At 65.3% G+C, this 23,159-nt stretch carries 17 protein-coding genes; 10 read left to right on the top strand and 7 right to left on the bottom strand.

Annotated features, from left to right (window positions below):
* Positions 1-12 precede the first annotated feature (12 nt).
* The 5 genes from ACU0DV_RS12205 (at position 13) to ACU0DV_RS12185 (ending at position 7,193) form a co-directional block, all read left to right on the top strand.
* On the top strand, positions 13-924 hold the full coding sequence (locus ACU0DV_RS12205) for a LysR substrate-binding domain-containing protein (RefSeq protein ID WP_446242592.1): 912 nt from the start codon (positions 13-15) through the stop codon (positions 922-924).
* Positions 925-1,054: 130 nt separating this feature from the next.
* Positions 1,055-2,743 carry a sulfatase-like hydrolase/transferase gene (locus ACU0DV_RS12200; RefSeq protein WP_446242593.1) on the top strand — a complete coding sequence of 563 codons (1,689 nt, stop codon included), beginning with the start codon at positions 1,055-1,057 and terminating at the stop codon, positions 2,741-2,743.
* 31 nt (positions 2,744-2,774) lie between these two features.
* Complete coding sequence (locus ACU0DV_RS12195) at positions 2,775-3,827, top strand: TAXI family TRAP transporter solute-binding subunit (protein WP_446242594.1); 1,053 nt, start codon at positions 2,775-2,777, stop codon at positions 3,825-3,827.
* 50 nt (positions 3,828-3,877) lie between these two features.
* Positions 3,878-6,217, top strand: coding sequence for a TRAP transporter permease (locus tag ACU0DV_RS12190; protein ID WP_446242595.1), 2,340 nt, complete (start codon positions 3,878-3,880; stop codon positions 6,215-6,217).
* An 82-nt stretch (positions 6,218-6,299) separates the two neighbouring features.
* Positions 6,300-7,193 carry an aminoglycoside phosphotransferase family protein gene (locus ACU0DV_RS12185; protein WP_100928944.1) on the top strand — a complete coding sequence of 298 codons (894 nt, stop codon included), beginning with the start codon at positions 6,300-6,302 and terminating at the stop codon, positions 7,191-7,193.
* A gap of 18 nt (positions 7,194-7,211) precedes the next feature.
* Here ACU0DV_RS12185 and ACU0DV_RS12180 read toward each other — a convergent pair whose 3' ends face one another.
* Positions 7,212-8,015: a hypothetical protein gene (locus ACU0DV_RS12180; protein ID WP_283981411.1), complete on the bottom strand. Its 804-nt coding sequence runs from the start codon at positions 8,013-8,015 to the stop codon at positions 7,212-7,214.
* Positions 8,016-8,162: 147 nt separating this feature from the next.
* On the opposite strand from ACU0DV_RS12180, the gene ACU0DV_RS12175 reads away from it, so the two are divergent.
* Positions 8,163-10,670, top strand: coding sequence for a chemotaxis protein CheB (locus ACU0DV_RS12175; RefSeq protein WP_446242596.1), 2,508 nt, complete (start codon positions 8,163-8,165; stop codon positions 10,668-10,670).
* On the opposite strand, the gene ACU0DV_RS12170 is transcribed toward ACU0DV_RS12175, so the two are convergent.
* The 4 genes from ACU0DV_RS12170 to ACU0DV_RS12155 all read right to left on the bottom strand — a co-directional run bounded on the left by ACU0DV_RS12170 (position 10,667) and on the right by ACU0DV_RS12155 (position 16,571).
* Positions 10,667-12,355, bottom strand: coding sequence for a Dyp-type peroxidase (locus ACU0DV_RS12170; protein WP_446242597.1), 1,689 nt, complete (start codon positions 12,353-12,355; stop codon positions 10,667-10,669). The genes ACU0DV_RS12175 and ACU0DV_RS12170 overlap by 4 nt on opposite strands.
* Entirely contained in the window at positions 12,352-13,407 is a 1,056-nt protein-coding gene (locus tag ACU0DV_RS12165; RefSeq protein ID WP_446242598.1) for a hypothetical protein, read from the bottom strand. Before ACU0DV_RS12165 ends, ACU0DV_RS12170 begins: the two co-directional genes overlap by 4 nt.
* 3 nt (positions 13,408-13,410) lie before the next feature.
* Entirely contained in the window at positions 13,411-14,088 is a 678-nt protein-coding gene (locus ACU0DV_RS12160) for a hypothetical protein (protein WP_446242599.1), read from the bottom strand.
* A 92-nt stretch (positions 14,089-14,180) separates the two neighbouring features.
* Entirely contained in the window at positions 14,181-16,571 is a 2,391-nt protein-coding gene (locus tag ACU0DV_RS12155; protein ID WP_446242600.1) for a PIG-L family deacetylase, read from the bottom strand.
* A gap of 146 nt (positions 16,572-16,717) precedes the next feature.
* Here ACU0DV_RS12155 and ACU0DV_RS12150 point away from each other — a divergent pair, with 146 nt between their 5' ends.
* Complete coding sequence (locus ACU0DV_RS12150; protein WP_446242601.1) at positions 16,718-17,344, top strand: glutathione S-transferase family protein; 627 nt, start codon at positions 16,718-16,720, stop codon at positions 17,342-17,344.
* Between the two features lie 70 nt (positions 17,345-17,414).
* Here the strand turns inward: ACU0DV_RS12150 and ACU0DV_RS12145 are convergent, their stop codons facing one another.
* A complete protein-coding gene (locus tag ACU0DV_RS12145; protein ID WP_446242602.1) occupies positions 17,415-18,788 on the bottom strand; it encodes an aminotransferase in 1,374 nt (457 codons plus the stop codon).
* Positions 18,789-19,042: 254 nt separating this feature from the next.
* Between ACU0DV_RS12145 and argE the strand changes: the two genes are divergently transcribed.
* Entirely contained in the window at positions 19,043-20,200 is a 1,158-nt protein-coding gene (gene argE / locus ACU0DV_RS12140) for an acetylornithine deacetylase (RefSeq protein WP_446242603.1), read from the top strand.
* Between the two features lie 44 nt (positions 20,201-20,244).
* Here argE and ACU0DV_RS12135 read toward each other — a convergent pair whose 3' ends face one another.
* Positions 20,245-21,108: a glutathione S-transferase N-terminal domain-containing protein gene (locus ACU0DV_RS12135; protein ID WP_446242604.1), complete on the bottom strand. Its 864-nt coding sequence runs from the start codon at positions 21,106-21,108 to the stop codon at positions 20,245-20,247.
* Positions 21,109-21,317: 209 nt separating this feature from the next.
* Here ACU0DV_RS12135 and ACU0DV_RS12130 point away from each other — a divergent pair, with 209 nt between their 5' ends.
* Together ACU0DV_RS12130 and ACU0DV_RS12125 are read left to right on the top strand one after the other, a co-directional pair.
* Positions 21,318-22,196 carry an RNA polymerase factor sigma-32 gene (locus ACU0DV_RS12130; protein WP_100928955.1) on the top strand — a complete coding sequence of 293 codons (879 nt, stop codon included), beginning with the start codon at positions 21,318-21,320 and terminating at the stop codon, positions 22,194-22,196.
* Positions 22,193-22,987, top strand: coding sequence for a ChaN family lipoprotein (locus ACU0DV_RS12125; RefSeq protein ID WP_446242605.1), 795 nt, complete (start codon positions 22,193-22,195; stop codon positions 22,985-22,987). The genes ACU0DV_RS12130 and ACU0DV_RS12125 overlap by 4 nt, the downstream gene beginning before the upstream one ends.
* The last annotated feature ends 172 nt before the right edge of the window (positions 22,988-23,159 follow it).

The following is a 23,159-nucleotide window of genomic DNA, read 5'->3' as shown; positions in this document are numbered from 1 at the left end:
GGGGAGGTCAACTTGCTGAACCGTCTGAGGATGCGGCATGTCCGCTGCTTCCTGACCATCGCACGCTGCGGGTCGATGACTGCCGCTGCGAAAGAGATGAACTCCTCCCAGCCCGCCGTCTCGCGGTCGCTGGCCGAGCTGGAGACCCTCGTCGGGCAGCCGCTTTTCGAACGCGGCGGGCGCGGGCTGACGCTGACGGAGGCGGGCGAACGTCTGCGCCGGCACCTCGACCCGGCGGTCTCGCAGATGGAAGAGGGTGTGCGCCTGGCGGGTGGCACGGTGGCGGTGCCGCGCGTGTCGGTGGGCGTGCTGCCCAACGTGGCGCGGACCCTCGCCATGCGGTCGTCGGTCATGTTCAAGGCGGATACCCCGGACGTCGATCTGGAGCTGCACTGGGCCAACGTGTCGGAACTGATCACGCGCCTGAACCGGGGCGAGATCGACATGCTGCTTGGCCGGCTCCTGTCGCTGGAACACATGGAGGGCGTCAGCTTCGAACACCTGTACCCCGAGGACATCGTCTTTGCCGTGCACCATACCCACCCTTTCGCAGCGCGGCCCGAAGAGGTGACGTTGTCCGAGGTGGGCGCCGAACTGGTGGTGGTGCCGCTGGGCGGGACAATCATCCGGCGCGAACTGGACAAGTTCATGACGGCGCGCGGGCTGGCCCGGTTCCGCAGGCAGATCGAGACGGTTTCCTTCGAGTTCACCCGCAGTTTTCTGCGCGAGACGCCCTCCGTCGCCGCCATTCCATTGGGCGCGATCCGGCGGGAACTGGCGGAGGGCGAACTGGTGAAGCTGGGCCTGTCGGGCGAGGAACTGGCCGGGTCGGTCGGCATCTCCTTCCGCACCGGGCGGGCGCTGTCGCCGGAGGCCGCGCGCTTTGCCGATGCGGTGCGGATCGTGGCACGGGACTATGCCTGACAACTCCGATCTATATCCGATCCGATATAGATAACGCGCAGAATCGATTTCATGTTTCCGGGCCCGGTCGGTAGTTTGGTGGCATGGCGCCGTCAGAGCGCGACAGTCCAAGGGGAGGGGAACGGCGCGCATGGCGGCTCCGAAGAATATCCTGTTCATCATGTTCGACCAGCTCCGCTGGGATTACCTGAGCTGCTACGGCCATCCGCATCTGCAGACGCCGAACCTCGACCGGCTGGCGTCGAAGGGGATGCGCTTCGACCGCTGCACGATCCAGTCGCCGCTGTGCGGACCGTCGCGGATGTCGACCTACACCGGGCGCTACGTGCATTCGCATGGCGCATCGTGGAACAACGTGCCGCTCAAGGTCGGCGAGCTGACGATGGGCGACCATCTGCGCGATCTGGGCATGGGCTGCTGGCTGGTGGGCAAGACCCACATGGCGGCCGACGCCGAGGGGATGCGCCGCCTCGGACTGGAACCGGACAGCGTGATCGGCGCGCGGGTCAGCGAATGCGGTTTCGACATCTTCGAGCGTGACGACGGGATGCGCCCGGAGGGGCCGGACGGGCTCTATGACGAGGGCGGCGCGCTGAAGTACAACGAATACCTGCGCGGCAAGGGCTACGACAGCGACAACCCCTGGCACGACTATGCCAATTCGGGACTGGACGACGACGGCAACGTGCTGTCCGGCTGGTTCCTCGAAAACTCCGACCGGCCCGCGAACATCCGCGAGGAGGACAGCGAGACCCCGTACCTGACGCGCCGCGGCATCGAATTCATCGAGCAGGCGAAAGGACCGTGGTGCTGCCACCTGTCCTACATCAAGCCGCACTGGCCCTACATCGTGCCGGAGCCCTATGCGTCGATGTACGGGCCGCAGGACTTCCTGCCGCGCATAGCCTCGGAGGCGGAGCGCGAGACGGATCACCCCGTGTTCAAGGGGTTCCAGAATGCGCCCGTCGGCAAGGCGCTGGCCCGCGACGAGGTGCGGGAGAAGGTTCTGCGCGCCTACATGGGCCTCATCAAGCAGTGCGACGACCAGATGGGCGTGCTGTTCGACTTCCTCGAGCGAACCGGCCGGATGGAGGACACGCTGATCGTCGTGACCTCCGACCATGGCGACTTCATGGGCGACCACTGGATGGGGGAAAAGACCTTCTTCCACGAGGCGTCGGTCAAGGTGCCGCTGATCGTCTACGACCCTTCGCCGGAGGCCGATGCCACGCGCGGCACGACCTCTGACGCGCTGGTGGAGTGCATCGACTTCCTGCCGACCTTCGTGGAGGTGGCTGGCGGCGATCCGACGAAGCTGGACCACATCCTCGAAGGGCAGTCGCTGCTGCCGATGCTCCGCGGCGGCGCGGCGCCTGAGCGCGAGGTGGTGGTCTGCGAATACGACTATTCCAGCAGTCCGCTGGCCGGCCGGCTGGGGCTGCATCCGGATCAGTCGCGGATGTTCATGGTCGCGGACCACGACTGGAAGATGATCCACTTCGAAAGTGGTCACCGGCCGATGTTGTTCGACCTGAAGAACGACCCGCATGAGATGGAAGACCTGGGCGCGAGCGAGGCCCACGCAGATGTCCGGGCGCGGATGTACGACCGCCTGCACGCCTGGGCGCGGCGCCCGGCGGCGCGAACGACCATGTCGAACGACTCCTTCGTGAAGGAGCGCACTGCAGGGCCGGGCCGTACCGGCGTGCTGATCGGGATCGTGGAGGAGACCGAGCTGCCGCAGGAAATCACGGCCAAGTACACCGGGCGCAAGGCCCGGGACATGCGCGGCGGGAGGCCTGGCGCACCCGGCGAATGACAAAGGAAACCATGTCTTGGGGAGGAGAACCATGAAGACATTCTTGAAGACGGCTGCCGTTGCAGGCGCCCTTGCGGTGACGGGTGTCACGGCGCAGGCGCAGGCCAACCTGAGCGCCGAAACATCGAGCGCGGGCAACTCGCCGCACCTGATGATGATGCACCTCGCCGATGTGCTCGCCCGCGAGGGTGTGGCCAACGTGCAGGTGCAGGAAGGCCAGACCGCCACCAACTCCATGGTCAACGTGGCCGAGGGCAAGTCCGACATGGTGACGGCGCCCACGATCCTCTACTTCCTGCTGGAAAACGGGCGCGGGCCGTTCTCCAACATCGGTGAGGGCGGCAAGGACCTTGTGCAGAACATCCGTGCCATCGCGCCCTTCAACGCGGGCGCCTACGGGCTGTTCGCGCCGGTGGCGTCGAACATCACCTCCTACCAGGACCTGAAGGGGCGCACGGTATGGAACGGCCCGCCACGCGGCGCGGCGCTGACGCTCGGACGGCAGACGATCCTGCTGGGCTCGGGCGGGTTCAAGGACGGCGAGGACTACACCGGTTACCAGACCAACTGGGGGCAGCTGCCGACCGCGCTGGTCGACGGCTCTGCCGAGGCGTTCCTCGTCCCGATCACCTTCCCCTCCGACCGCGTGGTCATGGCGCTGTCCGCGGGTGACGTGAACATCGTCTCCTTCCCGAAGGACATCTGGGAAAGCGAAGGGATGCAGAAGTTCCTCTCGGCCCCCGGCAACAGCCCGGTGGAGGTCAAGATCGCGGACATGGGCTATGGTCCGGACCAGGGCGTGAACGTGATCTCTGAGGACGACACATTCCGCTCGCCGGGCGTGCCGTTTGCCACCTACGTGCGCGCCGACCTGCCCGACGATCTGGTGAAGGAGGTCACGGCGGCCTACATCGCCTCGATCCCCGAACTGGAAAAGCGCGCGCCCTACGCGGGCAACGTCAACTTCGACGTGCTGGATCAGCGGATCACCGGATTCTGCGGTGCGCTGACGCTGAAGTACCACCCCGGCGCCATCGCCGCATGGGAAGAAGCCGGGTACGAAGTCCCGGACTGCGCGAAGTGACCTGACAGGGCGGGCCGCGTGGTCCGCCCCCTCTGCCGGGAGATCCTGAGATGTCGGACAAGATGCCGTTCCTGAAACGTGCCGCGCAGGCGCTTGGCCTGATCCTCGTGGTCATCGGGATGCTCAACACCATTCCGTCCATCCCCGGGCTGGACGCCTGGGCGCAGGACGGGACCGGCAACCCGGCCTTCGCGATCCGGAAATTCCCCTACGAATGGCTCTATCCCATCGCCTTCGTGCTGATGATGCTGACGGTGGCGTGCAACCACTCGTTCTGGGCGGACTGGACGGTTCGCGGCTTCGGCCCGGGCCGCCGCCGCTTCGGGGCCTTCATGGACATCGCGCTGGTGACGATGGCCGTGGCGGTGTCCGCCGCCTACCTGATCGAGATCGACTCGGTCTGCATGATCGACCAGTTCACCGGCGAGCGGGCCGAGCTGATCGCCCGCGCCCTGCAGGATGAAAAGGAATTCGCCGAGCTCTATGGGCTGCCCGCACCGACCTCGGTGGATGACCCCGCCTGCATCCGCACGCTCGGTGTCTGGATCTTCGCCATCGTCGGCGCTGGCATCGCGGTCTTCCTTGGCTACAACGTGCGGGTCTGGGGCTTCCCGCTGGTGGCCGTGGCGATCCTGATCTTCGCCTACACTCTGATCACCGTGGGCATCTGGTACTTCTTCGGGTCCGAGGACATGAACAAGTACCTCATCACCAAGCTGGGGGGAGAGCCGCGTTCGCTGATGGACGGGCGCCCCAACGTGGAGGATATCCTCGTCAACAACGCCCAGGGTCTGCTGGGCCGGTTCATGGGAATCCTGCTGTCGACGGTGTTCCCCTACATCGTGCTGGGGTCGCTCTTCGGGATCTCTGCTGGGGGCAAGTCGCTGATCAAGCTGGCGTTCCTCTGGACCCGGCGGCTTAAGGGCGGGCCCGCCCACGCCGCCATCGTGTCGAGCGCACTGTTCGGCACCATCTCCGGCGGGCCGGTGGTGAACGTGCTGTCGACCGGCGTCCTGACCATTCCCATGATGCTGCGGCGCGGGTTTTCCAAGACCTTCGCGGGGGGGGTGGAGGCGGCCGCCTCCTCCGGCGGGCAGATCATGCCGCCGGTGATGGGCGTTGCCGCCTTCGTCCTGTCGGCCATGACCGTCGTGCCCTACCGGGAGGTCATCATCGCCGCGGTGATCCCCGCCGTCGCCTACTTCGGCTGCCTGTTCCTGACGGTCCACTTCCAGGCCCGCAAGCAGGGCATCGAGGCCGTCGGCGACAAGACACCCGAGATGATGCTGAACGGGCAGGACCGGCTGAACCTGCTGATGATCCTGCTTCCGATCCTCCTGATCCTGATGCTGCTCATCACCCCCAAGGAGGCTGTGGGCTGCGGAATCTTCGGTACGCTGCTGGGCGTCGAGCGCAGCGGTGAGGGGGCCGCCTGCGTCGCGGAGAGCCTGCCCTTCCTGCTCCAGATCATCCAGAACTCGGCCGGCGACGCCGGCTCCGCGGGCTGGTGGGCTGTGCTGCTGCTGGTCGCTCTGTTCTGCCTCGACCCCGAGTTCCGCAAGGCGCCGCGCGCGCTGATCGGGGCCTTCGCGGACGCGGGCGTGCTGATCGCCACCCTCTACCTGATGTTCCTTTCGGTCTCCGTCATCGACTTCTGCCTGAACTTCACCGGGCTGTCGGGCTTTGTCGCACGGGACGTGCTGGGACTGTTGCGCGCCTTCGGGGCGGAGGTGCAGGGCGGCGGTGTCTTCCTCTTCGCGGCGCTCTTCGTGACGATGCTGCTGGCGATCCTTTTGGGCATGGGGATGCCGACGGTGCCCGCCTACGTCAACGTGGCGTTGCTGATGGGGCCGCTGGTCGTGGGGCTGGGCATCGCGACCTTCACCGCGCACATGTTCATCTTCTTCTTCGCGGTGGCGAGCGCGATCACCCCGCCGGTTGCCGTCGCGGCCTTTGCGGCGGCGTCGATCACCAAGGCGGACGCCATGGCCACGGGCTTTGCCGCCGTGCGCGCCGGTGTGGTGATGTTCGTCCTGCCGTTCGTCTTCGCCTTCTACCCCGAGCTCCTGCTGATCGATTCGGCAAAGCTGGACCCTGCGACCTCGACAGGTGCGCAGGTCTACATCGAGGGCTACGGACCGGGCATCGACTGGCTGGGCCTCGCGTCGGTCGGCGCGCGGCTGGCGCTCGGGCTCTACCTTATGGCGGGGGCGCTGGCGCGATTCGACATGCGCTCCATCGGACTGCCCGAAGCCATCCTGCGTCTCGTGCTGGCCGTGGCCGTGATGATGAAGGCAGGCGCGATCTTCCTTCCGGCGCTCGGGCTCGCCGCCGTCTATCTCTTGTGGCACGGCAGCAAGGCCATGCGTGGCGGACCCGTCCGGGTCTGACACATATCCATTCGTGGCCTTGGCCTTTGGCGGGCTTTCGTGCAAACGTCTATGTGGAGTGGTCAATTACCGGAGTGACGACATGCACGACGTCGTTATCCTTTCCGACGAAAGGTTGGTCGGGTCCCTGGTGGAGGCCCAGGGCGCCAAGTGGCGTGGCCAGAAGGTACAGCCGCTGGCGGCCTCCGGCGCGGACAACGCGATGTTCCGGCTCGGGGACAAATGGGCCGTTCGTCTGCCGCGGCGGCCCGAAGTCGTGCAGATGCTCGAAACCGAAGCCACTTGGCTGCCGCGCCTTGCCGATCTGCCGCTGGAAGTGCCGGTGCCCCGGTTGCTGGGCGCTCCGACGCAGCAGTTCAACTGGCCGTTCACCATCGTCGACTGGATCGACGGCGTGGAGGCGGAGGAGACCGAGGTGTCCGACATGGCCGAGGCGGTCCAGACCCTCGCCACCTTCCTGAAGGCGCTCTGGAAGAAGTCTACGCGGGACGCGCCCCTCGCCGGGGAGGCCAACAATTATCGCGGCGTCAACCTGAAGGAAGTGACACAGCAGGTGCTGACGTGCTTCTCGAAGATGGACGACGAGATCGAGCCGGAATCCGCGCGGGAGGCCTGGCTCAGCGCGCTGGACGCAAGCCCGGTGCGCAAGCCGCGCTGGCTGCACGGCGACCTGCGCGCGTCGAACATGATCGTCCGCGACGGCGAACTGGTCGGCGTGATCGACTGGGGCCGCGCCGCGGTAGGAGATCCGGCGGCGGACGTGGCCGTGGCGTGGCGCTGGGTGCCCGAATGGGAGATGTCGAACTTCCAGGAGGCCCTTGGCGCAAGCGACGACCTTTGGCGCCGGGCACGCGGCTGGGCCTTGTACGACGCGGTTGTCACCCTGGCCCACTACAAGGAGCAGCAGGGCTTCGAAGGCATCTGCGACGAGAGCCGCTGCGTGTTGGGCCGGCTTGGACTGGGCGCCCCCTGCTGACGGCACCTGTGATGGCGTTCAGCTGATGGTGTCGATGGCCTTCTGATGGCCATGCAGGATGCCAAGGTTGTCCCCCCGCACCATGCCGCGCTTTGCCGTCCAATGGAGCGTGCCTTTCCGGGACATCACCCGCGCGGCTATGTCCCGGTTCCTGCCCGCGCTGCCGACCGCCGGCACGTCCCGGTCCAGCCCGATGTGCAGGGCGTCCCTGTCTTCCTCGGGATCGTTGCCCACCGCTTCGAGGTAACGGGTCAGGAGTGAGATGTAATCCGAGAGCTCGTCGCGCCGCGAGCGCATCGTCTTGACCCGGGCCTGCAAAAGCTCGGTCTGCTGCTCTGACAACCCGTGTTCGAGGATGTGATCGAAGGCCTCCAGCGCCGGGCACAGCAGTTCCTGCAGCACGGGAAGGGCCATGTCGCTCAGGCTGTGGTCTGCAGCCGGATCGGTGCGGTAACTCTTCTGGAAAATGGCGGAGCTGTCGCCGACGCTGCGCACGAAACGGATGTTGGCAGAGGCGTGGCCGTCCCGGTTGAAATGGGTCAGCACACGCAATCCGTGCAGAGCCAGACCGGGTATCCGGACCTGGAAATCCGACTGGCTGAACACCGCCGTGTCTTCGACGCACTGAAGGTGTCCCAGAAGGATCTGCACGATCACCGGCTGGAACACCTCCTCCAGCGGCACGGGCGCGTCGGGAACCATCCGGTTGGAGTGCATCCGTCCGCGAAGACGCGCATTTGCCAGGTGCCAGATCTCGTCCGGGTCCGAGCGCAAAAGCCAGAGTTCAATCGTGCCGCAGTCGTTGGGGGTGAATCCATTCATGGGTGCAACGATTCCATGCCATTCGTTATCTTTTTTCGGCGCGCGCCCGCGTCCGAATTCGTCACGTTAAGCATGTGTAAACGATGATAGGTGAATAATAGTTTAACGGCGATCGGAGGGCTCGACGCGCCGTACCGGGGACACTGAATGAGCGAGACTGAACATCAGCAGACCGTGGTCGGCATCGCCGCTTCGGCCGGGGGGCTCGAAGCGATGTCCCTGCTTGCCCAGCATCTGCCGACGGATCTCAACTGCGCCTACATCCTCGCGCAGCACATGTCGCCGCATCATGCCAGCGTCCTGCCCACCCTGATCTCGAGAGAGACGCGCCTGACGGTGAAGGCTGTGCAGGAATCCCTGCCCATCGAGCCGAACACGATCTACGTCCCGGTGCCGAAAAGCGACCTGGTCGTGGAAGACGGCATGGTCCACCTGCGCACGCCGTCCGGCCTGCCGGCAGAGCCGAAACCCTCTGCCGACCGGCTGTTCAGGTCCATCGCCGAATCCTACGGAGAGCATAGCGTCGGCATCGTCCTGTCGGGCACCGGCAGCGACGGCAGCTATGGGGTGCAGGCCATCCGCGAGGCCGGCGGGGTCACCATTGCGCAGGACAACAGTTCGGCGAAATACGACACGATGCCTGCCTCGGCGGTGGAGACAGGGGCCATCGACCTCATCCTGTCGCCACGCCAGATCGGCGAACAGCTCAAGACCATCCTCGCGCACCCGCGTGACTTCTCCGAGCTGCAGGCGCTTGTCGAGCAGCCGACGGAGTACGACGACCTGTTCCACATGCTGCAGGCGCGGACCAAGGTCAATTTCCGCCACTACAAGGAAATGACCGTCAGCCGCCGCATCCAGCGCCGGATGATCGCCAAGGGGTTCGATGATTACGGGCGGTACGTCAGCTTCTGCCGCACCAATGTTGAAGAGCTGGACGCGCTGTTCCGCGACCTGCTGATCTCGGTCACGCGGTTCTTCCGCGATTCCGAACAGTTCGACGCGCTGCGGCGTGAACTGGGCCGCTATCTTGCCGAGGTCGGCAACCGGCCGATCCGTGTCTGGGTGCCGGGCTGTGCCTCGGGGGAAGAGGCGTACTCCATCGCGTTCCTGATTGCCGACGCGCTGAAGCTGACCGGCAAGGAGGGCGAACGCGGCGTCCAGATCTTTGCCACCGACCTTGATGCCGCGGCGCTGGCGCGCGGGCGGGCCGGGGTCTATCCGGCGTCGGCCTCTGCGGGCATCCCGGAATCCATGCTGTGCCGCTACTTCACCCTCAGCGACAACCTCCTTCGGGTGAGGCCGGAGATACGGAAGATGGTGCTCTTCTCGCACCACAACGTGTTTCAGGACCCGCCGTTCTCGGAGATCGATCTGGTCAGCTTCCGTAACACGCTGATCTACTTCGAAAGTTCGCTGCAGGAAAAGGTCATGTCGCGGATCCTCTACGCGCTGCGGCCTGGCGGACTGCTGTTCCTCGGGACGTCCGAAAACGTGGGCGAGATGGCACCCTATTTCGAACAGGTTGCCGAGCGGATGCGCCTGTTCTGCAAGCGGACAAGTGCGTCGTTCGATCACAAGGCGCTGGTGCGCTTTGGCGTCCCGCCCCGCCGTCAGAAGCGCGACAAGCGCAAGGAGTATGGCAACGGCGAGTTGAACTCCAGCAGCGAGGAAATGTTCGAGGTGCTGGCGTCGTCGGTCGCGCCTGTCGGGTTCCTCGCCAATGAACAGAAGGACCTCGTGCGGATCTTCGGCGACATCAGTGCCTTCACCAAGGTGACCGACGAGGTGCGCGGACGGCTGACCACGAACACCCTGAAGGAGGCGCTGGCCTCTGAGGCGGCCAGCCTCATCCCGCTCTGTCTCAAGTACAACAAGGCCCGCGACGGCCTGTGGCGAGAGATCCTCGGCCAAGGGTTCAACCGTGCCCGCCTGCGCTGCTATCCCATGACGCTGCCCCCGCACGGCAAGACGCGCTACGTCCTCGTCTCCATCGAGACCGACCTGGTGGAGATCAGTTCGGAACGCGAAAGCCACGGCGACAACAAGGAGGCATCGGGCTATCTCGCCTATGTCGAGAACGAGCTGGCCGATGCGCGCGAGGCCCTGCAGATCACGATGGAGGAGCTTCAGACCTCCAACGAGGAGTTGCAGTCGACCAACGAGGAACTGCAATCCACCAACGAGGAGCTGCAGTCCACGAACGAGGAACTGGAGACCTCGAACGAGGAACTGCAGTCCACGAACGAGGAACTGATCACCGTCAACGAGGAACTGCTGATCAACACCGACGAGCTGAACAAGCTGGTCGTCGAACAGGTCGCGATCCTCGAGGCCTTGCCGCTGCCCCTGCTGGTGCTGGACCAGATGCTCAACATCAAGAGCGCGTCGAAGCGGGCCATCGAGATCTTCGGCCTGTCCGAACGCGCCGCCCACCTTGGCCACATCAGCCAGGTGCAACTCCCGAACGCATCGTTTCCCCGCCTCATCGACAATTGCAGCGAGGTCCTGAAGCGGCGGGAGACGGGCAAGGTCCGGTTCACCGTCGACAATGAGGAAATGTCGCTGGTGATCGCGCCGTACTTTATCCAGGACAACGAACTGATGGGGCTGACGGTCGTCCTTGAACGGGCGTCCGATACGGAGATCGTCTAGGTCGGGTCGATGACCCCCATGGTCAGCATCCTCAGCGCCGTGATCGACGGAATGAAGAAGTAGTCGCCGCCCCGGCACTGCACCACCGTCTTGAGCTGGCTCATGGTGTAGGGGCAGCCACCGCCCTGTGGATCGGCGGGCAGGGCCATCCGGCGGTGTTTGTCATGGTTGCCGAGGATCGGGCAGGTGTCGTTGCCCTGATGGAAATCCAGCCCGTACTGGATCCATTGCTGCTGGATGAACTCGAACTGCCGGAAGAGCGAGGCGCAGATGATCATCATCGTGACGCCCTGTTCGGTCTTGTCGGTTTGCTGTTCGGGCGGCAGGGCGCCGTAAGGAAGGCCGCGCCGCATGATCCGGCGCCGCTTGTTCAGCGCGGTCGTGGCCTGCGGGTTGTCGCCTTCGGGCGCGTTCAGCGGATCGAGGTAATCGCGCGTGTTCACCCGCCGCATGTGCGCGCCCGGCGGTGTACTGTACCCCTTCATGTCGTCGGCATAGCGGAAGTCGGATGACCTTGTACTCTTTATGTATGCAATCTGATTCTCATAGGCCTTCAGCGGGTTCGGGTCGTCCAGCCCGTTTTCCGTGCGGGCCTTCTGCCAGTCGGAAAACGTGGGGGCATGCGCCAGCGGAATGCCGTCTGGCCAGCGTCCGACCATCCGGGCGCGCAGGGTCACCTGTGCCTCGTCCGGCAGGATGCCCTGCACGCGGGCGTAGCGCTCGGCCTCCGTGGCGATGACCTCCCGGAAGCTGCCGATGTTCTCGTGCAGCTTGCGGTATGCCATGAAGCTGCCGTTGCGCATGAACTCAGGCGGTTTGGCGGTGGGCGGCAATTCCTGGCTTTCGTCGGGATGGCCGAGGATGAATTCTCCGGGGTTCAGCGGCTCCCACCCTTTGCCCATGCGTTTGCCGCGCCCGATGACGGCTTCCTTCTCGTCCTTCTCCGGCAGTTGCCCGGCAAAGATCGGGTCGCCGATGCCATCGGTGAAGCCGAAGTGCTCCTTGGGCGTCGGCAGCCACACGTCACCGAACCTGTCGAAGACCGCCTGCGCCGCGTGGAAATCGGCGCTGCCGTCCTGCCCGTTGCCCGGCAGGATGCGCACCCCGCCATTGGCCGCGCAGAGGTCGCGCAGCCATTGCGTCGTCTCCTCCAACTCCGGCACCGGGTCCATGCGGGTCAGCTTGGGATCGGGCTTGCCGTCCAGCGCGTGTTCGGGCGTCACGTCACGCAGCGCGTTCAGCGAGATCCAGATATGCACGTTGTCTTCGTCATACCCGTCGCCGCGCCGGTTGCGCTGCCAGATCGGGTCCCAGTGGCCGTCCCAGTTCTGCCGGTCGGCCTGATCCTCGGTCATCGTCTGGTCACGGTCGCCCAGCAGGAAGGCCCGGTCCTTCATGCCTGCGATGAACTCCTCCGGCAGCGCCTGCAATGTGCGGGTCGGGACCTCCAGCCGGAACAGGCCGAAAAAGGTGAAGCCGATGTTCAGCGTGCAGCGCGGCCTCGCGTCCGGCGTTGGCCAGCGGGCGGCGGTTGTCACGCGTTTCGACACCTCTCCGACGAACGCTCGTCCCTTCGCCGGGTCGGATATGTTGAGGAAGAAGTAGCGCGCGAACGGATATGAATACTTTCCGTATGCACGCACCACATTGCCCTGTATGTCATCGAGGTCGAGACGATAACTCATGCCGCGCCCTCCGTTGGTCTGGCGGCGCGCGGTGTCTCGAGGATCCCGGGCGGCTGGCTTGGCCCTGTCACATCCGCGGGGCGGTGCGCGGCGGACCATCTGCCGTAGGCGGCGTGGATTTCCTCGGGCGAGGCGCCTTGCATGTCGATGACCAGATCGGCAAAGCTTTGTTGCACGTAGAGCGCCTTCAGCACGGACCGCAGATCGTCGTAAGGCCCGGGCGGCAAGGGTTTCTCTCCGTTCGCGATGGCGTATCTGACCGACGCCACGAAGGCGCCGAAGGTGACCGCCCCGCCGATCAGAGCCGTCCAGATCGGATTGCCGCCGACCACCGGCATGGGCGCGCTGCTGAAGAGCGCCCATAACAAGGCCAGCAGCGTGATGATGGCCGGAATGCCGACAGCCGCTGCCAGCGCCTTGAGCGGCAGCCGGTGAAAGGCGCCGGACGGGTCGTCGATGTAGTAGTCGTGGAATGGCATCGTCGTTTCGACGTGGCAGCGGTCGAGGTAATCGGCGAACTTCTCGGCCGTGTCGATATCGTCGAAGCCCACGCAGTTGGAATAGATCGCGCTCAGCTCCTCCCCCATGGTGCGCCACAGCTCCATTGCATACGACTTGCGTACATCCCTTTGCTCGGCTGCGGTCAGCGTCGTCGGAAGGGGTGCTCCGTCCATTTTCACCGCGTCGATGTCGGCACAGAAGACGAGGTATGAGCAATTGAGGAAGTCGGTGTGCTGCGGGATCGCGGGATTGCCGGCGTCCTTGTCCCCGGTCAGGCTGCGCAGGGTCGATGCGATGGCGTCGTGCCCTTCGCGTCCGTTGTAGACCACGTCGTCCAGCACGAACATCCGCGCAAGGTGTGTGCGCATGTTGCGCGCAAAGGGGCTGGTCATGCCGGACTTGATCGTCGCGGGGCTTTGCTGGGCGGTGGGCAGTTCCATTAGCGCGTTGCGCACCCGCTGCCGCCACGATCCGTGTCCGTCTGCGCAGGTGCCGTCGCGGATCGGTGCAAGCGTCGTCAGGAAGATATGGCCCGAGTCGAGATCCGGCATGGCTCAGTTCCTCGCACGCCGGAGGTCGAACGTCGCCTGCGCCTTGCGGACATAGGCCTCGCGGTTCTGGTCAGCCCGTTCGGTGTCGAGGCTGGCGACCGGCCCGAACCCGGGCTCGCCGAGGTTGCCCTGTACCTTCGTCATCGCCGCGCGCCAGCTTTCGGCGAACGCCTCCGGCGACTGGTCGGCATGTGCCTTGTCCAGCGTCAGGACCGCATCATAGACCTTCAGCGCCGACTTGATGTCGCGCTGCGCAGAGCCGGGCGTGGCGTTGTAGTAGTGGTCGGTGAAGATCTGGTTGTGGGTGATGTAGTTCTTGAAAGGCGTGATCGGGATCGAAAGCGGATACTTGGTGGCGGAGTACCAGAACAGGTCCAGACCCTTCGGAATCCCGTCCGAGAAGGCGTCGATGTACTGGTCCCAGGTGCCGTTGAAGTTCGACAGGAACAGCACGTAGTCATTGTCGAGCTGATGCTGTTCGCCCTGACCGAGGTCCGGCCAGTCCTTGCGACGGATGATGACCCAGCGGGCGAAGTGGATCAGCGACAGGCCCAGCAGTCCGGCGAGGTTCTCGGGCAAACCGCGGGCCGCCATGAACAACAGGCGGTTGACCCAGGTGATGCGGGGATGGCTGGGCGTCACCACGTTCATGGCATAGGCCTTGCCGGCAATGTTCGACATGAAAATGCCCCGGTGCTGAAAACGAATTGACGTTACGGTAACACGGGCGGGCGATTTTCCAATAGCGTTTTCATCTTATGGGCGAGTCTGGGTCAGACCAGCAGCGGCTCCTCGGTCTCCTCCGGGGCCGGATCATCCGGCGCTTCGGCCAGCATCATCGCCTCGTAGGTGCCTTCGTGGGTGTACTCGCTGCGCACGTATTCCCGCAGCACCCACTCCGTGTAGGGTTCTGCAATCGCGCCCTCGGGAGTCGTGACGGCGGAGTCGTGGGCGGCGTAGGCCTCGAACACCTCGGTCACCAGCGCCTGCTGTTCGGGGGTGAAGTTCTCTTCGAAGCCCCAGGATTCGTAGCCGACGTGGCTGGTGACGAGCATGTCGCCGGGATGGTCGGCGATGGCCGCTTCGGCGAAGTAGGCGCTGTGCACGTGGTCGGGGTGCTCGATGTCGCTTTCGGTGTCCTGAAGGTGCACCTGCCCCGGCTGGTGGGTGTCGAGCAGGCCGGACAGGACGGACACGAGGTCGTCGCGCGAATAGGTCGCCGCGTCGTCGACAGAGGTGATGGTGGCGATCTCCCCGTCCCACAGTTTCGGGAGGCTCTCGCCGCCGTAGAGGTCGGAGCCTGTGCCCGAGAAGCCGTCCGGCAGGCGCAGGAAGTAGAGGTTGAGGTTCGGCTGGTCGGCGAGCGTGGCGTGGTGAAGGTCGAAACCCTGGCCATCGTGTGTGACGGTTGCCGTCCCCTCCTGCCACGCGTCGGAGCCGGTCATCACGCTGTAGGCGTCCTTGATTCCCTCTTCCCGTCCGCCCCAGTAGGCCTCGTCCTGCCCGGCGTCGCCGGCGGTGAGGTAGACCGTGGTGACGTCGTGACCGGCGGCGAGGTGGTCCGCGATCGTCGGGTTCATGAACAGGAGGTCGTCGTCCTGGTGCGCGACGATGAACATCTGCCGGGTCAGGTCGACGGGACCGGGATCCACGGGGTCCACGGGATCGGTGGGGTCAGTGGGATCGGTCGGATCAGTTGGGTCGGTCGGGTCAGTTGGGTCGACCGGGTCCGTTGGATCGCTCGGGTCTTCGGGGGCGGTGCCGTCCATGCCGAAGGCAATCACCTCACCGATCAGCGGCGTATCGTCGGGCCAGTTCGATTCTCCGATCAGCAGGTTGGCGCGGGGGCCGGGATCGGGCACGGCTCCGTCCGCCTCGGCCAGCAGCACGCCGTCCTTCTCGATCCACATGGTGCCGTCTTCGTCGATGCCGGCACCCCATGTGGCGGTTTCGCCCTGCACGATCGCGCCCTCGGCGATGACGCGGTAGACCGTGCCGCCCTGATGCAGTTCCAGCACCATGTCCGAGGTGTTCTCGACCTGCGACAACAGGATGTTGTTGCTGTTCGGCCCGTCGCCGAAATCGAAGACCCGCTGCCAGTTGCCGCCCTGTATGTCGTCGAACCGCACCGTGGCCGCGATGGCAAAGGCGCCGTCGATCTGGCCGATGTCGTAGGGATCCGTTGGATCCGTGGGATCGGTTGGGTCAGTCGGATCGGTTGGGTCAGTCGGGTCCGTGGGATCGACCGGATCTGACGGGTCAGTAGGATCGGTTGGCCCGTCAGGCGGGAGGGTGCCGTCGGTGGTCACGGTCAGCCCGAGGATGACCCCGTCCAGATCGTCGGCGACGGAGACCGGCTCCAGAACGACAGAGGGAACCTCTGCCGCCACCTCGCCCAGCCGCACGCCGTCCTGAGCCAGCCACAGCGTGCCATCCGTATCCAGACCTGCGGAAAGGGAGGTAAGCTCTCCCGCAACCAGCGCGCCGGGGGCAGTGACGGTGTAGCTGGCCTCTCCGACCGTCAGCTGCAGGACCAGCCCGTCGGACGCGCCATCCTGCGCCAGCACGAGCGACGCGCTGCCGTCCGCAGAGCCGTAGGCCACAAGCCCCTGGTCCGCCCGTCCGGAGACGTCATCGACGCGCGCCGCAAGGTCGATCCGGAACGACCCGGCAAGCGCGCCCTCGTCGTTGTCCGCAGGTGCCAGCCCGTCGTCGCCGGGCTGCACCACGTCGATGCCCATGACCGCGCCGATCAGATCGTCGTCGTCCGCCCAGTTCGACTGCCCGATGTATTCGTTGATCCGGGGAACATTGGCGGGCACGACGGCCTGTATCTCGTCCTCCAGCACGCCGTCCTTCTCGATCCACATGCGGCCGTCGGGGTCTATGCCGATGCGCCACGTCGCCACTTCCCCGGCCACGATGGCGTCCGGCGCGATGACCCGGTGGACGACGCCGTCCTGGTAGAGGGCGAACATCATGTCGGAGGTGTTCTCCACCTGCGCGAGGATGATGTTGCCGTTCTGCGGGCCGCTCCCGAAATCGAGGACCCGCTGCCAGTAGGCACCCTGTATCTCGTCGAAGCGGGCAGTCACTTCGAGCGCGAAGGCGCCGGAGATATCGTCGATGTCGAAAACTGTATCGGCTGAAGGAACGGGCGGCATGATGCCTCCGGATTGACGGCAAGAGTTAATGAGCGCGAAGGTGGCCCCGCGATGAATCGGCTTTCCCGTTCACGATACACGAATTGCCGTAGCGTCATCCTTTGGATTTATCTGCAAATGGAAACTTTGCGTTTCCCGGAGGTGAGATGGCCGGACTGGTGATACACGGGCGCAAGACGTCCTCGAACGTGCAGGCGGTCATGTGGGGCGCTGCGGAACTCGGGCTCGAGGTCGACCGGCGGGACGTGGGCGGGCGCTTCGGCGGAACCGACACCGCGGCGTTCCGGGCAAAAAACCCGATGGGCCTTGTCCCGGTGATGGAGGACGGCAAGCACACGCTCTTCGAAAGTGCCGCGATCCTGCGCTACCTCGTGGCGGCCTACGGGCCGGGGCCCTTTGCCGAAGGGCCGGAACAGGACATGTGGGCGGAATGGGCGAAACACACGCTGTGCGCCGCTTTCACCATGCCGGTTTTCTGGGGCTTCTACCGGACACCGGAGGCAGAGCGCGACATGACCGCGGTGCTTGGTGCGCTTGAACGGTTCGAGGACTTGGCGGGTATGGCGATGACCCAGCGTGGTGCGGGACCATGGCTGGTCGATGGTCGGTTCAGCCGGGCCGACATCATGGCGGGCCACGTGCTGTTCCGGTACTTCACGCTCGACCTGCCGCGGCGGCCCCCGGCGGGGCTGGAGGACTACTACGCCGCGCTGACGGAACGCCCCGCGTATCGGGAGCACGTCATGGTCGATTATTCGGAATTGAAGGGCTGACCGCGACCTGAAGTTCCGTCTGGTCAGGCGTGGCCGGGGCGTATGTCCCCGGCCACGCCAAGTCTGGAAATCAGCCCCCCAGGACGTCGCGGACCGCTTCGCCGGTCTTTGTCGCGACTTCTTCCGCTTCTGCCGGGGTCAGGCACAGCGGCGGCGCAAAGCCAAGGATGTCTCCCTGCGGCATGGCGCGTGCGATGACGCCCTTGGACATGAGGGCAGACGCGATCTGCGCACCGACCTTCTGCGACGGATCGAAGAAGGTCCGGTTGTCCTTGTCGTCGACCAGTTCGACGGCGCAGAGCATCCCTTCACCCCGGATATCGCCGACCTTGGCATGGTCGCCAAGCGCATCGGTCATCGCCTTGCGGAAATGCGCGCCGGTCTCGCCCGCGTTGGCCACGAGGTTCATGTCGTCGATCAGCTTCAGGTTCGCGACACCGGCCGCGGCCCCGATGGGGTGCGCCGAGTAGGTCCAGCCGTGGCCGATCGGGCCGTTCTCGTCGGTACCCTGCTCCAGCACCTTCCACATCTTGTCGCCGACGATGGAGCCGGAGAGCGGCGCATAGGCCGAGGTAAGGCCCTTGGCGATGGTGATGAGGTCGGGCTTCAGGCCGTAATGGTCGGAGCCGAACATGGTGCCGAGACGGCCGAAACCCGTCACGACCTCATCCGCGATCAGCAGGATGTCGTGCTTTTCGAGGATCGGCTGGATCGCCTCCCAGTAGCCTTTCGGCGGGGGCACGATGCCGCCGGTGCCCAGCACGGGCTCACCGATGAAGGCGGCGATGGTGTCCGCGCCCTCGCGCTCGATCAACTGCTCCAGCTCGGCGGCGCAATAGGCGCTGAACGCCTCTTCGGACATCGCGATGTCGGGGCGGCGGAAGTAGTAGGGCGCCTCGGTGTGGATCACCTGCGCCAGAGGCAGGTCGAACTTCTTGTGGAAGAGTTCGAGCCCGGTCAGCGAGCCTGTCATCAGGCCCGACCCGTGGTAGCCGCGCCAGCGCGAGATGATCTTCTTCTTCTCTGGGCGGCCGAGGATGTTGTTGTAGTACCAGATCAGCTTGATGTTGGTCTCGTTCGCGTCCGAGCCGGACAGGCCGAAGTAGACCTTCGACATATGGGCGGGCGCACGGTCGAGGATCATCTTCGACAGGGTGATCGACGCCTCCGTGCCGTGACCGACATAGGCGTGGTAATAGGCCAGTTCCTTTGCCTGCGCGGCGATGGCATCGGAGATCTCGGTCCGCCCATACCCCACGTTCACGCAGTAGAGCCCGGCGAAGGCGTCCAGCAGTTTCGTGCCGTCGCGGTCCTCGATGTGGCAGCCCTGCCCGGTGGTGATGACACGGGTCGCGGTCTCTCCGCGCGCGTGCTGGGCAAGGTGGGTGGAGGGATGGAAGAAGTTCTCGCGGTCCCACTGGGACAGCTGGTCGTTGGTCAGCATATGGCTCTCCTCTGATGCGGCAGCGCGCCGCCATGGAACGTTGCAAACCGGAGCCGGGAGGTCAGCGCGTCTGGCCGGGCCCGAGGCTCCGCTCTCCTCTGCAGCAGCGCGCAATGCCTTTATTGCCGAGGGTGCCTATTGGGTAACCGATCCGTCGCGGGATGACCAGTACGGGTCGGCGGGAGCATTGACCGTGCTTCCCCGGCAGGTCATTTCATGGGCAAAGGCCCGGTTTCCCGGGTGAAAGGAGCATCATGGAGCTGCTGGCACGGACCGAAGCCCTTCTGGGCGATCTCATTGCGTTTCCGACGGTGTCGTCGGACAGCAACCTCGAACTGATCGCCTGGGCGGCGAACTATCTCGAAGGATTCGGCGCCCGATGCGAGATCATGTCGGACGTGACGGGGCTGAAGGCGAACCTGCTGGCGACGTTTGGGCCGGAGGGCAACGGCGGCCTCGTTCTGGCGGGTCACACGGATGTGGTGCCGATCGGCGAGGAAAGCGACTGGAGCGGCGATCCCTTCTCCATGCGGGAGGAGAACGAGCTGCTCTACGGGCGCGGCACCTGCGACATGAAGGGCTTCATCGCCTGTGTCATGGCCCTGGCGCCGGAAATCGCCCGGTGGCACCTGAAAACGCCGGTGCACGTGGCGCTGACTTATGACGAGGAAGTGGGCTGCTTCGGCGCCCGCGCGCTGGTGACGGAACTTCTGGGGCGCGGAATGCGGCCCGGGATGGCGATCCTCGGCGAGCCGACGCTGATGAACGTCGTGGACGGGCACAAGGGCTGCTACGAATACACCACCCATTTCTGCGGCTGCGAGGGGCACGGATCGGCGCCCGACCGCGGGGTGAACGCGGCGTCCTGCGCCACGCGCTATGCGGGCCGTTTGCTGGAGCTGGAAGCCGCCCTGAAGTCGCGTGCGCCAGAGGCCAGCCCGTTCGAGCCGCCTTGGACCACTCTGAACATCGGCCGCATGTCAGCCGGCACGGCGCGCAACGTCATCGCAGGCCTGGCCGAGATCGAGTGGGAGATGCGCCCGGTCTCTTTCGAGGATGCGGCCTGGGTCCTGTCGGAGATCGACGCCTACGCGGACCTGCTGTTGCCGGACATGCGCAGGGTCACGCCGGATGCCTCCATCGTGCGCGAAGTGATCGGCGAGGTGGCGGGCCTGATGCCGGAACGGGACAACCGCATCGCCGAACTGGTCTGCAGCCTGACGGGGGCCAACGGGACGGAGGTCGTGTCCTTTGGCACTGAGGCAGGGCTTTTCCAGTCGTTGGGCACCCAGTGTATCGTCTGCGGTCCGGGCTCCATCCAGCAGGCGCACCGGCCCGACGAATTCGTGGCGCGCAGCCAGCTTGACGCCTGCCTGACCATGCTCAGGGGCATGGAAGGCGCGCTGCACTGAGGTTCGGGGCGTCGCCGGGGGCGGTCCCGGCGACGATGCGGTCGTCAGACCAGCGCCATGAAGGCGGGCCATGCCTCCGGATCGGCGACGGTCTTGTCGCGGCAGGTGGCGTTGCAGAACCCGAAGGTCCGCCCGTCCATCTGCATCAGGTGCGTCCGCGCCTTGCCGGAATAGGGGCAGGCGTCGTTCTCGGGCTCGCCGCTCTCCACCGCCTGTGCCGCGTGCACCGAGGGGCCGGGCCATGGCGCGGTCCGGAGGTCCTGAGCGTACCACGGCAGGGTTTCCCCCTGAACGAGGCCAAGCGCCCGCCAGCGCCGGAAGGACGGGTCGGCCAGATGCGCGGCCACATAGCCGCGGCACACATCGCTGACCGGGATCGAGAAGCCGGCAATACGGGCCGCCACGGGCGCAAAGAACACGTCCGCCGCCGAATAGCTTCCGGCCAGCCAGGGGCCGCCCGACCGTTCGAGTGCATGTGTCCAGATCGTCTCGATCCGCTGAATGTTGGCCACCACCTCCTCTGACGGGCTGAACCCGACATAGGCGGTGCGCAGGTTCATCGGGCAGGCCGACCGGAGCGCCACGAAACCGGAGTGCATCTCGGCGGCCAGTGACCGGGCGAGCGCGCGCATCGCGGGATCGGACGGCCAGATCCCCGCGCCGGGATGACGATCCGCCAGTTCCTCGGCGATGGCCAGGCTGTCCCAGATCACGGCGCCGTCGTCTTCCGTCACGAGGGTCGGTACGGTGCGGGCCGGGGCAATGTCCTGCATCTGCTCTGCGACACCGGCTTTCATGAAGTTGACCAACCGGCAATTGACCGCCAGTCCGAAGCGGTCAAAAAGCAGCCATCCGCGCATGGACCAGCTTGAATAGGCGTAATCTCCAATAAAAAGCGTATCGGGCATCCCGTTTCCTCTCGATTCCGTGAGCGGAAGCTAACCTATTGCCATGGATGCAGGAAATTCCGGTTCGTGACGCATGCCATAAGCGATGCACATGATCCTTGCAGGCATATAGCCCGAAAAATCAATCATCCAAATGAACCAATCACCCGTCTGACGCGTAGTACTCACAAATCCCGCTTCAAGGGTAACGCATCGACAGGGGAGTTTTCATGCCTTTAGACGGATTCAACGATCAGACCCTTTCGCGTCGGGCCATGAAGGCGGAACTTCTCGATGCGGAAACCGAACTGAAGCTTGCCTACGCATGGCGCGACGAAAAGGATGAGGCCGCGCTGCACCGCCTGATCCAGGCCTACATGCGGCTGGCGATTTCCATGGCGGCGAAGTTCAAGCGCTACGGCGCGCCGATGAACGACCTGATCCAGGAGGCGGGACTGGGCCTGATGAAGGCCGCCGACAAGTTCGACCCTGACCGTGGCGTGCGGTTCTCCACCTACGCCGTGTGGTGGATCAAGGCGTCGATCCAGGACTACGTGATGCGCAACTGGTCGATGGTGCGCACCGGGTCCACCTCTTCCCAGAAAGCTCTGTTCTTCAACATGCGGCGCGTGCAGGCGCGGCTGGAGCGCGAGGCGCAGGCCACCGGCATGCAGCTCGACAGTCACCAGCTTCGCCACATGATCGCGTCCGAGATCGGCGTGCCCCTGCGCGACGTCGAAATGATGGAAGGGCGCCTGTCCGGCTCTGACTTCTCGCTCAACGCCACGCAGTCCGTCGAGGACGAGGGCCGCGAGTGGATCGACACCCTCGAAGACGACAGCGCACACGGTGCGGAGATCGTCGAGAATTCGCATGACACCGAATGCCTGCGCGGCTGGCTGGTGAAGGCGATGGGGTCGCTGAACGACCGGGAACGGTTCATCGTGCGCGAGCGCAAGCTGCGCGACGAGCCCCGCACCCTCGAAAGCCTCGGCAACGAGCTGGGCCTGTCGAAAGAGCGGGTCCGCCAGCTCGAGGCTGCGGCCTTCGGCAAGATGCGCAAGGCGCTTGAGGCGCAAAGCGGAGAAGTGCAACACTTCCTCGCATGAAACATGCGCTGGTCCTCGCCGCCCTTTTGGTCGGCTTAGCAATCCCCGCGGCATCCGCCGACGGGGATTTCGACGCTGATGTGCTTTTCCTCGGCGAGATCCACGACAATCCCGCCCATCATGCCCGGCAGGCCGAAATCATCGCCCAAGTTCAGCCGAAAGCCGTGGTGTGGGAGATGATCTCCGGCCCGGTTGCGGTCGGCCTGACGCCCGAGATCGTGCAGAGCGAACAGGTGCTGGAAGCGGCGCTGTCATGGGAGGAGAACGGCTGGCTCGACTTCTCCATGTACTATCCGATCTTCAAGGCCGCAGAAGGTGCGCAGCACTTCGGAGCGGCCCTCCCGCGGGAGGAGGCGCGCCGGGGCATGGGGGAGCCGCCGCTCATGGTCTTCGGTGCCGACGCCTGGCAGTACGGTCTGGATCGTCCTCTGCCCGCCGATCAGCAGGCTGCCCGCGAAGCGTTGCAGAAGGCGGCCCATTGCGACGCGCTGCCGGACGACATGCTGGCCGGGATGGTCAACATCCAGCGTCTGCGCGATGCCCGGCTGGCGGCGGTCGCTCTGGAGGCGCTTGGCGTAACGGGTGGCCCGGTGGTGGTGATCACCGGCAATGGCCATGCCCGCAAGGACTGGGGCGCGCCCGCCGTGCTGGCCTACGCCAAGCCGGAGGCAAGGATCTTCGCCCTCGCACAGGGGGAGGAAGGGCATGCCGCGCCGGAGGGTGGCTTCGACCGCACGGAAACCGCCCCCGCAACAGAGCGGGAAGACCCCTGCGCGGCCTTCAGGAAATAGCCCAACCTCTCATGCGATGACACAGCCTTCTTTTCCGGGGAGGTCAGACCGGCAGTGGTTTCCCGCGCCGCCGCGTTCTTCTGGCGATAGGCGGCCTTCATGGGCGCGACGGCGTCCCAGCCCGTGCCGTGAGTTTCGATGCTCACCGATCCTGCCATGGTGGCCCTTTCCA

The sequence above is a fragment of the Sagittula sp. genome, assembly GCF_052825245.1.
This window is presented reverse-complemented; position numbering and strand designations above follow the sequence as displayed.